This is a genomic window from Paenibacillus litoralis, assembly GCF_046244365.1.
Classification (GTDB): Bacteria; Bacillota; Bacilli; order Paenibacillales; family NBRC-103111; genus Paenibacillus_V.
This window is the reverse complement of the sequence record NZ_CP176395.1, coordinates 8,066,335-8,080,043: the sequence shown is the minus strand read 5'-3', so window position 1 is coordinate 8,080,043 and position 13,709 is coordinate 8,066,335. Positions and strand designations below refer to the sequence as shown.

General features: G+C 55.0%; 14 protein-coding genes. 10 read left to right on the top strand and 4 right to left on the bottom strand.

What is annotated here, in order from left to right:
* Positions 1 to 265: 265 nt before the first annotated feature.
* From ACKGJP_RS33910 to ACKGJP_RS33895, 4 genes are all read right to left on the bottom strand, one after another.
* Positions 266 to 1,543, bottom strand: a complete 1,278-nt coding sequence (locus tag ACKGJP_RS33910; RefSeq protein ID WP_409343135.1) for an NAD(P)/FAD-dependent oxidoreductase — start codon at positions 1,541 to 1,543, stop codon at positions 266 to 268.
* Between the two features lie 280 nt (positions 1,544 to 1,823).
* A complete protein-coding gene (locus tag ACKGJP_RS33905; RefSeq protein WP_409343134.1) occupies positions 1,824 to 2,480 on the bottom strand; it encodes a glycoside hydrolase family 73 protein in 657 nt (218 codons plus the stop codon).
* A complete protein-coding gene (locus tag ACKGJP_RS33900) occupies positions 2,477 to 2,731 on the bottom strand; it encodes a hypothetical protein (protein ID WP_409343133.1) in 255 nt (84 codons plus the stop codon). Before ACKGJP_RS33900 ends, ACKGJP_RS33905 begins: the two co-directional genes overlap by 4 nt.
* 53 nt (positions 2,732 to 2,784) lie before the next feature.
* The gene (locus ACKGJP_RS33895; RefSeq protein ID WP_409343132.1) at positions 2,785 to 3,039 is read right to left on the bottom strand and encodes a hypothetical protein; all 255 of its coding nucleotides are present in this window, start codon (positions 3,037 to 3,039) and stop codon (positions 2,785 to 2,787) included.
* Positions 3,040 to 3,702: 663 nt separating this feature from the next.
* Here ACKGJP_RS33895 and ACKGJP_RS33890 point away from each other — a divergent pair.
* The 10 genes from ACKGJP_RS33890 to trxB all read left to right on the top strand — a co-directional run bounded on the left by ACKGJP_RS33890 (position 3,703) and on the right by trxB (position 13,683).
* A complete protein-coding gene (locus tag ACKGJP_RS33890; protein ID WP_409343131.1) occupies positions 3,703 to 4,581 on the top strand; it encodes a helix-turn-helix domain-containing protein in 879 nt (292 codons plus the stop codon).
* A gap of 191 nt (positions 4,582 to 4,772) precedes the next feature.
* Positions 4,773 to 5,393 carry a DedA family protein gene (locus ACKGJP_RS33885; RefSeq protein WP_409343130.1) on the top strand — a complete coding sequence of 207 codons (621 nt, stop codon included), beginning with the start codon at positions 4,773 to 4,775 and terminating at the stop codon, positions 5,391 to 5,393.
* Positions 5,394 to 5,405: 12 nt separating this feature from the next.
* Positions 5,406 to 6,005: an undecaprenyl-diphosphatase gene (locus ACKGJP_RS33880; RefSeq protein ID WP_409343129.1), complete on the top strand. Its 600-nt coding sequence runs from the start codon at positions 5,406 to 5,408 to the stop codon at positions 6,003 to 6,005.
* An 89-nt stretch (positions 6,006 to 6,094) separates the two neighbouring features.
* Positions 6,095 to 7,015, top strand: coding sequence for a hypothetical protein (locus tag ACKGJP_RS33875; protein ID WP_409343128.1), 921 nt, complete (start codon positions 6,095 to 6,097; stop codon positions 7,013 to 7,015).
* Positions 7,016 to 7,101: 86 nt separating this feature from the next.
* A complete protein-coding gene (locus tag ACKGJP_RS33870; RefSeq protein ID WP_409343127.1) occupies positions 7,102 to 7,845 on the top strand; it encodes an ABC transporter ATP-binding protein in 744 nt (247 codons plus the stop codon).
* Positions 7,838 to 8,584, top strand: coding sequence for an ABC transporter permease subunit (locus ACKGJP_RS33865; protein WP_409343126.1), 747 nt, complete (start codon positions 7,838 to 7,840; stop codon positions 8,582 to 8,584). The genes ACKGJP_RS33870 and ACKGJP_RS33865 overlap by 8 nt, the downstream gene beginning before the upstream one ends.
* A gap of 23 nt (positions 8,585 to 8,607) precedes the next feature.
* On the top strand, positions 8,608 to 10,086 hold the full coding sequence (locus ACKGJP_RS33860) for a sensor histidine kinase (RefSeq protein WP_409343125.1): 1,479 nt from the start codon (positions 8,608 to 8,610) through the stop codon (positions 10,084 to 10,086).
* 5 nt (positions 10,087 to 10,091) lie between these two features.
* On the top strand, positions 10,092 to 10,778 hold the full coding sequence (locus tag ACKGJP_RS33855) for a response regulator transcription factor (protein ID WP_409343124.1): 687 nt from the start codon (positions 10,092 to 10,094) through the stop codon (positions 10,776 to 10,778).
* 187 nt (positions 10,779 to 10,965) lie between these two features.
* Positions 10,966 to 12,504, top strand: a complete 1,539-nt coding sequence (locus ACKGJP_RS33850; protein ID WP_409343123.1) for an MDR family MFS transporter — start codon at positions 10,966 to 10,968, stop codon at positions 12,502 to 12,504.
* A 234-nt stretch (positions 12,505 to 12,738) separates the two neighbouring features.
* Positions 12,739 to 13,683, top strand: a complete 945-nt coding sequence (gene trxB / locus ACKGJP_RS33845) for a thioredoxin-disulfide reductase (protein ID WP_409343122.1) — start codon at positions 12,739 to 12,741, stop codon at positions 13,681 to 13,683.
* Positions 13,684 to 13,709 lie beyond the last annotated feature (26 nt).

The following is a 13,709-nucleotide window of genomic DNA, read 5'->3' as shown; positions in this document are numbered from 1 at the left end:
TAAATCTTCGCAACAAGGTTGGCCATAGAATTGGAACGTGCGCAGCGCGCGGCGGGGCGATACGTGTTGGCTGTCAACCACAGAGCAGCGGGGACGGGGAGCGGACAGCCAGACAGCGGAGATATCGTTGCCAGGAAGGTTACCGGTAAACCGTTGTTAGAACCTTTATCTATCCGATTCGTAAACTTAAGCTCCGTGGCTGCTTCCTTGCCGATTAAAACGGAAGCCGAAGCTTGTAAGCTTCGGCTTTGCCTTGCCAAACCAATCATCGTTCCGCGTACGCGCCGCGTAATTCAGCCGCGCTTTTGCCTGCCGTGTAGCCGGTGACGAACGCCGCTGTGATGTTGTAGCCTCCGGTATATCCGTGTATATCGAGAATTTCGCCGCAGAAGAACAGGCCGGCCGTCAGCTTCGAATGCATCGTGCTCGGGTCGATTTCCTTCAGATTGACGCCGCCGCCCGTGACGAACGCTTCTTCGATGGAAAGCGTGCCGTTTACATCGACCGGGAATGCTTTCATGAGCTTCGAGAGCTCCGTCCACGGCTGCTTCGGAATGTTGTCGAAGGTGACGTCTCCTGAAATCCCGGCCTTGTCGAGCAGAAGCGGGATCAGCCGCTCCGGCAGCAAGCCTTTCAGCACGTTGCGCACGGCTTTCTTTGACTCGTTCTTGGCTAGTGAAAGCGACTCCGCATAGAGCTCGTCGGCACGCTTATCCGGGAACAGGTCGATCGTCAACCGAACGGCGGCGGCGCCGGATTGCTTGAGCGCCTTCACGACGAACTGGCTGCAGCGCAGTGCCGTCGGTCCGGATATGCCGAAATGGGTAAACAAAAGGTCGCCTTCATGCTCGATTACTTTTTTGGACTTGGCATTCCAAACGGACAGCGTAATGTCGCGCAAACTGAGTCCCTGCAGCTCCTTGCTGCGAATCCAGGGTTCGCGGGAAGTTAGCGGCACCTCGGTCGGATACAGTTCGGTGATCGAATGGCCGCCTGCTTCCGCCCATGCATAGCCGTCGCCGGTAGAGCCGGTGTGCGGGACGGACTTGCCTCCGGTCGCGAGTATGACGGCTGTGCAAGGGATCGTTTCGCCGGAGCGAAGCCGAACTCCTTTTACGATCCCGTCTCCGTAGATTACCTCTGCGACGGGGGTGTTGACGCGCATGCGCACGCCAAGACCGCGCGCCTTGCCGACAAGCGCGTCCACGACCGTTTTGGCGCGATCGGAAACGGGGAACATGCGTCCGCGGTCTTCTTCTTTCAGCTTAATGCCGAGATCTTCGAAGAATCGGATTATATCCCGGTTGCTGAACGTTGCCAATGCGCTGTGCAGAAACCGGCCATTGCCGGGTATATGCTTGATAAGCTCGTCTATTTCTTTGGCGTTGGTCACGTTACAGCGTCCCCCGCCTGAGATACCGAGTTTCCTCCCGAGTTTGTCTCCTTTGTCGATCAGCAGCACCTCCGCGCCGCGTTCCGCGGCAGCGATGCTTGCCATCAGCCCGGAGGGTCCTCCGCCGATTACGATAACATCTGTGTTCAAATGTACTTGCTCCTTACCGGTTATGTTTCGTTACCGTCATTCTAGCGTACCGGGGGCGGGAAGTAAAATGAGAGACATAGTCGCTATCCTCACAAACGCAGAGCGTTCGTTATTGTGCCGGATCCTATGTCCGCCACGAATTATCGCGACGCGTGTAGGCTGTTGATTCGGTTACCTTTCGATTCCGCAATCCGTGCCAACGCAAACGCATGCGGTTGTTTTTTCCTGCTGCATTTCGATTCCGCCAACCCTCGAGCAACGCTTGCGATTGTTGATCCGGCTAAATTTCAATCCCGTTAAACCGCGCAAAAGCGATCGTCGTAAGCCATGCCAGCTCCGACTGCGTCAGCTCGCGTTTATAGGCTTTTTCGGCCCATGTATAGTCGCTGACTACCCCTTTGCGGTATAAGCCGTCCAGCGCGTCGCCGAGCATTTTCCACTGCCAATCGTTCTCGAAAACCATCATTTCCTCCTCCATCTGATCGTAGTGCATCAATTCGTGCCAATCGATTAGGCGAACCAGCTTGATCGAATAATCGGGATCGGTGGCATAACCGCATACCTGCAGCATTTCTGCCTGCAAATGCGGCGATCGGGCGGTCCTCACACGGTCGTAACGGCTCCAGGCGAACAACAGATCCTGATCCATAAAACATTCTTCTATGGAATCGTAGGCCCGAAAGTGGGCCTGGACACCGTCGACGCGCATGCCGTCGTAAACCTCCCACGTCTTCGCGCTGACGTTGCGACCGCGCCAATAATCGCTCGGCAGCCCGATCCCGACTTTATAGCCGATGAGATTGTTCCACGGATGCAGGGTGCAGCCGGTTTCCAGCATGGCCTGCGCAATCCGGACGGACGGGAAGATCGGAGAGTTTTTGTGTCTCAAATGGACCGCAATCGGCGCGACTGCAGCGATAAACTCTTCTCGTGTCATGGCGTGTCTCCCCCTAACCCCGGCGGCCGTATGACCTTGTTCTGCATCTGGCCGGCGGCCGCGGCGATAAGGAAGGCATTCGCAAAGGCGAGTCCGTATACCCGCCAATCCGCTGCATGCGCGCCGACGGCCAATTGGGCCATAACTAGCACGATAAAGGCTACAGCTACAGCGTACAGATCGGTAGGCAGCCGGCTCGCAACCCGGTCCATCAAGCCTTTCGTATATTGAACAATAAAAAAGGTAAGCAAAGAAGCTCCTCCCATGGCGGAGAGAGCTTCCCACGTAAACAGGCGGGTCTCCATCAGCCATTCACCACTTTCAGCAGAAATCCAGCTACAGCAAGCGCGAAACCCGCCGCGCTGATGGCGATCCCGATCAGCCATCGCTGCGCTTGTTTCATTGCGGCTATTTCTTCGCGCAGCTCATCGAGACGGCGGTGCGACGCCTTTGTGCTCAATAGCGCCTCTTGGGCGGTTTCGCGAGTGCTGTTCATAATATCCAATTTCGTTTCGACCCGGGTTATCCGTTGAAACATTTCGTTCTTTTCGTCCGGCATCCCAGCACCTCCAATAAAAATACCTCCGATCGGCTCGGAGCCTCGGATCACCTTTCCTCTCCACTAGCTATTCGGCTTGCTCTCTGTCATACGATGCGCCGGAACCGTAAGAGGGGGGCGCACGGTTACCGAAGGATAAATATGCTTTCCAACTCCTCAATGGAGCATAATGCTCCTAGCGGATACGGGTTCGCGGTTCGTTCCCGCTGATCGCTCCTTGCGGCTTTGCAGATCGTCGCGACGCCGCACCGGCTGCCGACCGGTGTCCGTTTCGGCCCCCGTATCCCGATAACGGGCTGTATGGCACTAGAAAGCGCGTGCGGCAGGGTCAAGCGTTTATGCGTCACCCGCCATTATCAATGAACGTTTTCAGTGGTAGCGGCTTTTTTCTTGATGGATGGGGACTTTCATCACTTGCCAATAGCCAAAACACTGAATTTATTCTATAATTTATGAGGAATGCATGTCCCGTACGTCTATATTACAGAAAATAATCAGCACAAGCAACTGTATTTATAGATTTTTTTCTGCGATAATAAAAATAGTAAGCAAACGCTATTCCTCATGCATGACGTCTTCGCACAGCCGCACACGCTCCGGAAGCCGGCCATCGTGGGAACGCAAAGAACGCCGCAACACGTTATCCTTGGGAGGTAGGTCGGATTGAACTCGATCGGAAAGCGGATCAAGCATCTTAGAACGACAAAAGGTTTGTCGATGGCGGAGCTGGAGGACGAGATCGGCTCCTCCCGAGGCAGCGTCAATCAATGGGAGAAGGAACGGAGTATTCCCGGCGGCAATTCGATCGTTGCGCTATCGGAGTTTTTCCAGGTGCCGACGGATTGGATTTTGAAAGGAACGGGCGAAGCGCTGGATGAGTACGGGCAGGCTGAAGGCGATTTTGCCGGCGCAGGCAGAGCTCTCTCCCTGCGGCTCCATGCGACGCAATCGCTCAAAGAGCTATTCAATGAGGCGCAATCGCTGCCTGAGGATGAGATCGAGCTTTTGAAAACGATGGCCATGAAGCTCGCCAAGGTGCATACGTATGACAAAATAGCCACCGCCCGCGAAGACCGCCGCATAGTTAAAGAAACGTCTGCCGCCGGCAAGTACGGTACCGGAGGTCTGGCCGACGCCGCCTTGTCGAATGCGGATATGGTGCCGATTTGGGGTGAAGCGGCAGCGGGAGAACCGATTGAGGCGATCCGCATGTTCGAGGGATACCTCGGCGTTCCCGAGGAGTACAAAAGGTGTTTTGCCGTTCGCGTAAAGGGGCGCAGTATGGTCGGCGCCGGCATTACGGACAGCGGATATGCGATCATCCGCCAGCAGGACATGGTGAACAACAACGAAATCGCGCTCGTCATGGTGGAGAACCGGGCCACGATCAAAAGGTTCAAGCTGTCAAAGGAGCATGCCACGCTCGTTTCGGAGAATGAGGAATTCGAGCCGATGGTGTACCATCGCAGCCAGCAGATGCAGATCGTCGGCAAGGTGGTTCATTTTATTTCGGCCAAGGAAGCGGTTATCGCCGAGCCTTAATCTTAATCCGAACAACGAACGAAGCTTTGAGATGCCCCGGGGTTGCCCCGGCCGGCGTTTCGAAGCTTTTTTTACGTTGCCTATGCGCCGGACTTAATCTTTTGTTAATTATTCTTTAATCTTTTCTACCGTTTCTCCTAAGCGAAATTTCATTTGTTGAAGGTAAAGTGGTTACGAAAGGATGTGGACAGATGCATCAGATCATGGAATGGATATCGTCCCTCGCCTCCTATATGGTGGAACATTGGGGAACGGCCGGGATATTTGCAGGCATGCTGCTGGAAAGCGCCTGCATACCGATACCGAGCGAGGTGATCATGCTGGTTGGGGGATTTTACGCGGCCGAGGGCACGCTCGATTTCTGGCAGGTTTTTGCCGCAGGCACGGCAGGCAACGTGGCGGGCTCTATACTCGTCTATTATATCGGCGCTTCAGGGGCGCGAAAGGTTTTGGAGCGTTATGGGAAATACGTGCTGATTCATTCGAAGCACATCGCGAAAGCGGACGCCTGGTTTGCCCGTTACGGCGGGAAGGCGGCATTTTTCGGCCGTTTGCTGCCTGTCGTTCGGACGTTCATTTCGCTGCCTGCCGGCATTTGTAAAATGAATATTTCCCGGTTCGTTCTATATACGCTGCTTGGTTGCTTGACGTGGAATTTGGCGTTAACGTATTTGGGATTCCAGCTTCACGAGCAATGGCAGGTCGTCGAAACGTTTATGCATCCGTTCAGCTATGCGGTGGCAGGTCTGGTACTGGTTTATGCCTGCTGGCTGCTATTGCGCAAAATTCGCGGCGAGAAAATTCATAGGTAAGGAGTACCGATTATGATGTCGATTACCAGCTTTGATTATTCGCTTTTCCAGTCGGTTAACGATTTAGCCGGGCGCTTTCCCGTCCTTGACGCCGTTATGCGGTTTCTAGCGCAGGACGCGGAATATTTCTTTTACTTGGGGGTTGTGCTCTATTGGTTCACCAGATCGGAGACCAACCGGAAAATGGTCGTACAAGCCGGCATGTCGGCATGCTCCGCATTTGGCATCGGTATGCTGCTTAGCCATCTGTTTTACCGTGACAGACCTTTTGTCGCCCATCATGTGCAGCAACTGATCGATCACGCTGCCAATGCCTCGCTCCCGAGCGATCATGCGATCGGCTCCTTCGTCATTGCCGCGTCGATATGGCTGTACCGCAAGAGGGACGGATCGGTTTGGCTGCTGCTTGCGGCTTGTATCGCGTTTTCGAGGATATGGACAGGCGTTCATTATCCGCTGGATGTGGCGGCTGGAGCGGGAATCGGCGTTCTAGCGGCAGTCGGGGCGCATGGTTTATTCGTTAAATCCGGACTGCTGCGCAAGTGGATGACGGCGGGAATCGCGTTTTACGAGCGTGCGGAGCGAAGGGTTTGGCCAAGCCGAACGAGTTAAGATTTATTTAATAGTTGATTTATAGGCGTTTTATTTTTGGCGTGTACGATAGGCATGTAAGGGAAATCATTCGAATAAGGAGGCAAAACATGAAGAAGAAATGGGTAACGCTGGGCAGCGCCATCGGCATCAGCAGCATCGTGATGGTGACGGCGGGCATGTCGGTAATGGCTGGAACGTCGGGGTACGACACGTATAAATCGGCGCTTAAGACGACGAAAGCGGCGAAAAGCGTCAGCGTCCAAGCGGAAGCGGTCGTGCAGGATAACGGCGTTGTGCTGACCAGCGCGAACGGCAGCTTTAAAGCAAGTTTGGACAACAAGACAGGAAGCGGTACGGTCGATGTAACGAGCGGAGGAGCCGGACAAAAGCTCAGCTTCTATAAGCAGGAGAGCGGAACGGTGCTGAAGTCGGCCGACAGCGACGTCTATTACGTCCGTCAGGACGAGCAGGATAAGCAGGACAAGCGCAAAAAAGCCAAGGAGCCGATCGACCAAGCGATTCCGCAGCAGGTGGAAACGGTCATTGACGCGCTTGTCGGCAACCTGAAGGATTATGTGGCGGTTGACGCGAAAGCCGACGGATCGAAGGAAGTTTCCGTCGAGTTGACCAATGCGCAGCTTCCGGCAGTCGTGAATGCGATCGCGCCGATCGCCATTAAGAACGCGGTAAAAGAACATCATGACGGCGGCAAGGAAGAGGCGGTCGACAATAAGGGCGAACTCCCGTTCAACAAAGACTTTCTTGGGCAGGAGCCGCAGCTGAGCCAAGACATCAAGATCGATAAAGTATCGCTAAAAGCAGTCATCGACGCATCGAACTATATTACGCATCAAGAAGCGGATCTTACCGTATCCGGAAAAGACGAAGCCGGCACGCCGCATGTCGTGACCTTTCATGTAAACGCCGATCTCTCGGACTACAACAGCACGACGCCGGACCAGATCGATCTGACAGGCAAGCAAGTGCAAACGATCAAAAACGATCATAAGTGGAAACGCGAAAATTAATAGCGTTCAGGCAAGCGAACAGGCAGATAGGGCGCAATGGCTGCTCTATCTGTTTTTTCAAAAATGGAAGAGAGGACGGGATCCCGATGACGCCGACAGCTATTTTGAACATGAAGCAAGTAACGAAGATATACGGCAACGGAAGGGGAATACGGGACATCAGTCTCGAGCTTCGCGCCGGTGACGTATACGGGCTGCTCGGACCGAACGGGGCCGGCAAAACGACGATTTTAAAGCTCATGACCGGACTGATCCGGGCCAAAACAGGCTCGGTCGCCTTATTCGGCAACGATATCGCGGAGCATTACGAGCAAGCGATGCGGCCCGTCGGCTGCATGATCGAATCGGCAGATTTTCACGATTTTCTGAATGCGTCCCAATACTTGCGGATGATCGCTCGTTATTATCCCCACATTACGGAGAAGAAAATGGACGAAACGCTGGAGCTGGTCGGGCTGCTCGCGGTTCGTAAAGATAAAATCAGGCAGTACTCGACGGGCATGAAGCAAAAATTGGCGCTGGCCGCCGCCGTTCTGCCGGAGCCGGAGCTCGTCATTTTGGATGAGCCGACGAACGGGCTGGATATCGAGGGAACCGTGATTTTCCGCAAGCTGGTCAAACGGCTGGCGGAGGAGAGAGGCACATCCTTCCTCATTTCGAGCCATATGATCCATGAGCTGGAGCAGCTGTGCAACCGGGTCGGCATCGTGTTTGAGGGGCGTTTACGGAAGGAAGGGAACGTTTCCGAACTGCTGCAGCACAATCAGTCTCTGGAATCGTTCTACATCGCCGAGCTGCAACAAGCAAGGGAGGGAATCGAGAGTGCGTAGCTTCCAAGCCGGTTTAATAAATGAGCTGTTGCTGCTGATGTACCGCAAAAAGATGATTGCGTTTCTGATCATTTCCGCATGCATCCCGGTTATTTTAGCCTTGTCGCTTCATGCCTTGCAGCCGATATTGGGATTGGTGGCCGTCAGTCAATCGTTCCCCGTTCAAATGCTCGGCATGTATACGGCGTTTTGGATTCCGCTTTTTATTTTTGTGACGGCGGCGGATCTGTTTCCGAACGAAACGGCTTCCCGTACCTTAAAGCTGGCTCTGCTGAGGCCGATTACGCGGTTCCGGGTTTATGCGGCCAAGACGGCGGCGCTCGTAATCGGCATCGGCGTTCTGCTAGCGGTTCTTGGGGCGGTTACGCTCGTTTGCGGCTTGTTTGCGGGAGCGGCCGGCAGCGGAAGCGATTGGCTCGGAACGGGTAAAGCCTATTTGGCGGCCTTCTTCGCCATGTCGGCGCTTGCTTCGGTGTTCGTCTTCTTCTCGCAGTTTTTCAAAAGCGCGGGCAGCGCGATCATCGGCTCGATCGTGTTGTATGGAGCGGCAAAGCTGGCTCCCTTTTTCGCAGGCTCCGTTTCGGTTTTCTCGCCGGCCTCGTATACGGATTGGCATCTGCTGTGGCTGAGTCCGGTCGTTTCGGGCAGCAAGCTGGCGGTTACTTCGCTTTTGCTGGCGTCGGGCTGCATCTTGTTTTTGTCCCTCGGATATTCTATGTTTGATAGAAAAGAAGCTTAGCTCAACAACGGAGGGGGAGCCTGATGTCGATACGGGTAAGACTGCTGCTCTCCTATGCGGCCATGCTTGTAGTGCCTGTCGTTCTCATGGTGATCACCGCTCTGCTGCTGGTTATCGTTTTCCGGGGCGATGTGCAGGACCTTCGCGGCGTAAAAGGCCAAGCGTCCAGTCAATTTGAATCGTGGCATGACGAGCGGTGGATCAAGGATATTCGGCGTACGGCCGCAGGCGACCCCGGACGCTTCGCGCAAACGGAGTACTTGGCGGAGCTCGACCAAGAGCTTGCACCAAATGAGGCGGGCTTTATCGTGCGGAAAGGCGGGAACCTCACGCATATATCCGGTTCGATCGACGAGCCGGAGCTGATCGGCCGGCTGCCAGCCTTTAAACATACCGGCTATAAAGAGGAAGAGTCCGCCGTCCGGATCGGCAATCGGATTTACGCATTCACGCAGGTCGACTTTCTGTTTCCGGATCAAACGCCGGGCAGCGTGTTTCTGGTTACGACGATAAGCCCTTTTGCGAATTTTGCCCAAAAGTTTTTTCCGATCCTCTTTCTCGCGCTCCTAATCATTCTGGTGCTGACGCATACCGTTCTTACTTATTTCATGTCGAGAAGCATCATTCGGCCCTTGCAATCGCTCAAGCATGCCGTGAAACAGATCAAGGAAGGGAATCTCGACTTTCGGGTGGCGGCCACCGGCAAGGATGAAATCGGTCAGCTCGCCGTCGCTTTCGAGGAAATGCGGGCCCAGCTGAAGCTGTCGATCGAGACGCAGCTGCAGTACGAGGAGAACCGCAAAGAGCTGGTGACGAACATCTCCCACGATCTGAAGACGCCGATCACCGCGATTAAAGGATATGTAGAAGGCATTCAGGACGGAATCGCCGATACGCCGGAAAAAATGAAAAAATACGTCAGCACCATTTATGCCAAATCGGAAGAAATGGACCGTCTGATCGACGAGCTGTTTTTATACTCGAAGCTGGACTTGAAGAGGCTGCCGTTTGCATTCGAGCGCGTCGACATCACCGATTTTTTGCAGGATTGCTCGGAGGACTTAAGGTTCGATCTGGAGAAAAAGGGGTTCCGGTTCCGCTCCGACATCGCGCTGCCGCCGGGAACGTGGGTTTCGCTGGACCGCGACAAAATCATTCGCGTCATTCATAATATCATCCGCAATTGCGTGAACTATATGGATAAGCCGGATAAACGAATCGACTTGCACGCCGAGGTATCGGGCGACGGCGGCGTTCGGATACGAATAACCGATAACGGCCAGGGAATCGAAGCGGAGTCGCTTCCTCACATATTCGACCGGTTTTACCGGGCGGAACAGTCGCGCAACTCCGATACGGGCGGCAGCGGGCTGGGGCTGGCCATCGCCAAGCAGATCGTCGAGGGACATGGGGGCGAGATCCGGGCGGAGAGCGCGGAAGGCGTAGGCACCTCTATTTTTATCACATTAAAGGTACTATCATCTACAGGCAAAGAGCGGTGAAAACGATGAAATCCATTCTGGTGATTGAGGATGAGCAAAGCATAGCGGAGCTGGAGAGAGACTACCTGGAAATCGGCGGTTTCCGCGCGGATATCGCCTCGAACGGGGAGCAGGGGCTGCAGATGGGGCTGCACGGGGAGTACGACCTGATCATTCTGGACTTGATGCTTCCCAAAATAAACGGCTTCGAGCTGTGCCGGCAAATTCGCGAGAAGCGCGACATTCCGATCTTGATGGTCACCGCAAAGAAAGAGGACATCGACATGATCCGCGGACTCGGTCTCGGTGCGGACGATTATATTACGAAGCCGTTCAGCCCCGGCGCGCTGGTCGCCAGAGTCAAGGCTCATCTGGCCCGCTATGATCGGCTCGTCGGCAGGAAAACCCCTGCAGCGCAGCTTCGGATTCGCGGACTGGTGATCGATACGGAGACGCGCATGGTATTCGTGCATGAGCAGGAAGTGTCGCTGACGACCAAAGAATTCGACCTGCTTGCCTATCTCGCTTCGAATCCGAACCGGGTGTTCAGCAAAGATCAGCTTTTTGAGAAGCTTTGGGGCATGGATGCGATCGGAGATACGTCCACCGTGACCGTGCACATCCGAAAGCTGCGGGAGAAGATCGAAATGAACGCGGACAACGCGCAGTATATCGAGACGATCTGGGGGGCGGGCTACCGTTTCAGGGCTTGAGCAGTATGGGTACGGGTACGGTATATCGGGACGTCGTCCATAAGACTACTCTCTCTTGCATTTGGCAGGAGGGGGAAGTCTTTTTTTGTTCCGCCCGCTAACACTGACACAGTGCTGTCAGCGTTAGCCCCTTAAAATAAGCTTGTGAAAGAGAGTAAACGATGGATTGAGGAGGATTTTGAACCTTATGGTACAACAAAAAAGCAAGCTGGGATACGTTATCGCCGGGCTTCTGCTCGGGATTTTCGTTGCGGCGATCGACAATACGATCGTGGCGACCGCAATGGGGACGATCGTTTCGGATCTCGGCGGTCTCGACAAATTCGTGTGGGTAACATCCGCGTACCTCGTAACGGAGATGGCGGCGATGCCGATATTCGGCAAGCTGTCCGACATGTACGGACGTAAACGGTTTTTCGTGCTGGGCATTGCTTTGTTCCTGCTGGGGTCGATTTTGTGCGGTACGGCCAACAGCATCGTAGAGCTGAGTATTTACCGAGCAATTCAAGGAATAGGCGGCGGAGCCTTGGTGCCGATCGCATTCACGGTGATGTTCGATGTCATTCCGCCGGAGAAAAGGGGCGGCATGGGCGGCTTGTTCGGAGCGGTGTTCGGTACCTCCAGCCTATTCGGGCCTCTGCTCGGCGCATACATTACGGACTATATCGACTGGCGCTGGATTTTCTACATCAATCTGCCGATCGGCTTGATTGCGCTGGCGTTCATTCTGCTCTTCTATCATGAATCGATGGAGCATTCCAAGCAGCGCATCGATTGGTGGGGCGCGGCGACGCTCGTCGGCTCGATCGTCTGCCTGATGTTCGCGCTCGAGCTCGGCGGACAGGAATACGCTTGGGATTCCGCTGTCATTCTCGGTTTGTTTGCGGCGGCGGCTGTTCTTCTTATCGTGTTCCTGGTCGTCGAAACGAAGGCGGAGGAGCCGATCATCTCTTTCGCGATGTTCAAGGAAAGGCTCTTTGCGGCCAGCACGGTAACCGGGCTGCTGTACGGTGCGGCTTTCATCACCTTCGCCATGTATATCCCGATCTATATTCAAGGGGTAACGGGAGGGTCGGCGACGAACTCCGGACTTATTCTGCTGCCGATGACGCTCGGCTCCGTAGCTGCCGCGCAGGTAGGCGGTATGCTCGCAACGAAGACCTCGTACCGGAACATCATGATATTTTCCGCCGTCGTGTTTATACTGGGCACGTTCCTGCTCGGCACGATTACGCCCGATACGTCCAAATGGATGCTGACCGTCTACATGATCGCGGCAGGGTTCGGCGTAGGCTTCTCGTTCTCGGTGCTCGGCATGGCCGGCATCCATCATTTCGATATGCGCCAAAGGGGCTCGGCGAATTCGACGATGGCTTTCGTCCGTTCGCTTGGCATGACGGTCGGACTTACGGTATTCGGCATCTTGCAGCGGAACCTGTTGACGGGCAAGCTGGGCGACGCGTTCGGCGAAGCGGGCGGTTCGTTCGGGGATACCCGGGAGCTGCTTTCTCCGGAGAAGCGCGCCGCCATACCGGCGGATGTCATGGATAAGATCGTCGACTCGCTCTCATCGTCCATCTCCACCATGTTTTTGTGGGCGCTGATTCCTGCAGGACTGGCCTTGGCAGCGGTGTTGTTCATGGGGAATGCCCGTCTCATCATCCCGGCCAAGGGAGAGAAAGAACAGGCGTCTAAAGCGCAAGTCGAATGGAACGGAGGACACTAGCTTTTTCTGATGCAGCAGCCTGACCGCAACGGTTAGGCTATTTTGGCATGCCGCAGGAACGTCGGCGCGGGGAGCGGGTTAAGGCAGACGTCGGAAGGAGCATTCGGACCTGGTAAGACGAACGTTAAAATAATGGTTGACTTTCCCTCCGCATAATCGCATAATTAACATACTATTATGTATGTAATGTATGTAAAGTTAGCTGTCATCATTCGTATCGAGGGAGGTTTTCCTATGACATACAAATCGATTATTATCGGAACCGGTCCGGCCGGACTCACTGCGGCTATTTACCTGGCCCGCGCCAACCTGAAGCCGCTTATTATCGAAGGTCCCGAACCGGGCGGGCAGTTGACGACGACGACCGAGGTCGAGAACTTCCCCGGATTTCCCGAGGGTATCCTGGGTCCGGAGCTGATGGACAATATGCGCAAGCAGGCCGAGCGCTTCGGCGCGGAGTTCCGTACCGGCTGGGTGAACAAAGCGGATTTGTCGCAGCGTCCGTTCAAGCTGTCCGTGGAGGGTATCGGTGAATTGACCGCCGAAACGATCGTGATTTCGACCGGCGCTTCGGCTAAATATTTGGGTATTCCCGGGGAGAAGGACAACGTGGGTCGGGGCGTCAGCACATGCGCGACCTGTGACGGATTCTTCTTCCGCGGCAAGAAGATCATCGTGGTCGGAGGCGGCGATTCGGCGATGGAGGAAGCGAGCTTCTTGTCGCGCTTCGGATCGGAGGTGCGTCTTGTGCATCGCCGCAGCGAAATGCGGGCGTCCAAAATCATGCAGGACCGCGCCCGCGGGAACGGCAAAATCGTTTGGAGCCTCGACCGTACGCCGCTGGAAGTGGTAGCGGGGGAGAAGGGCGTAACGGGCTTGAAGGTGCGCAACAACGAGACGGGCTCCGAGGAGCTGCTGGAGGCGGACGGTATTTTCGTAGCGATCGGACATACGCCGAACACCAAGTTTCTGGACGGACAGATCGAAACCGACGAGCTCGGGTATATTACGGTTAAACCGGGCACCTCGGAAACGAATATTCCCGGCGTGTTCGCGTGCGGCGACGTGCAGGATCACAAATACCGGCAGGCAATTACGGCTGCGGGCAGCGGCTGCATGGCGGCTCTCGATTGCGAAAAATATTTGGAGCATGCGGAGCTGCATGTTCAACAAGCGTAATTGGGTACATTCGGTTAGGAGGCATT

Bases quoted from the DNA above. Each gene is read 5' to 3' on its own strand.
- ACKGJP_RS33895 (WP_409343132.1), bottom strand. From the start codon at position 3,039: ATGCCGGACGAAAAGAACGAAATGTTTCAACGGATAACCCGGGTCGAA.
- ACKGJP_RS33905 (WP_409343134.1), bottom strand. From the start codon at position 2,480: ATGACACGAGAAGAGTTTATCGCTGCAGTCGCGCCGATTGCGGTCCAT.
- ACKGJP_RS33855 (WP_409343124.1), top strand. From the start codon at position 10,092: ATGAAATCCATTCTGGTGATTGAGGATGAGCAAAGCATAGCGGAGCTG.
- ACKGJP_RS33860 (WP_409343125.1), top strand. From the start codon at position 8,608: ATGTCGATACGGGTAAGACTGCTGCTCTCCTATGCGGCCATGCTTGTA.
- ACKGJP_RS33875 (WP_409343128.1), top strand. From the start codon at position 6,095: ATGAAGAAGAAATGGGTAACGCTGGGCAGCGCCATCGGCATCAGCAGC.
- trxB (WP_409343122.1), top strand. From the start codon at position 12,739: ATGACATACAAATCGATTATTATCGGAACCGGTCCGGCCGGACTCACT.
- ACKGJP_RS33850 (WP_409343123.1), top strand. From the start codon at position 10,966: ATGGTACAACAAAAAAGCAAGCTGGGATACGTTATCGCCGGGCTTCTG.
- ACKGJP_RS33885 (WP_409343130.1), top strand. From the start codon at position 4,773: ATGCATCAGATCATGGAATGGATATCGTCCCTCGCCTCCTATATGGTG.
- ACKGJP_RS33880 (WP_409343129.1), top strand. From the start codon at position 5,406: ATGATGTCGATTACCAGCTTTGATTATTCGCTTTTCCAGTCGGTTAAC.
- ACKGJP_RS33870 (WP_409343127.1), top strand. From the start codon at position 7,102: ATGACGCCGACAGCTATTTTGAACATGAAGCAAGTAACGAAGATATAC.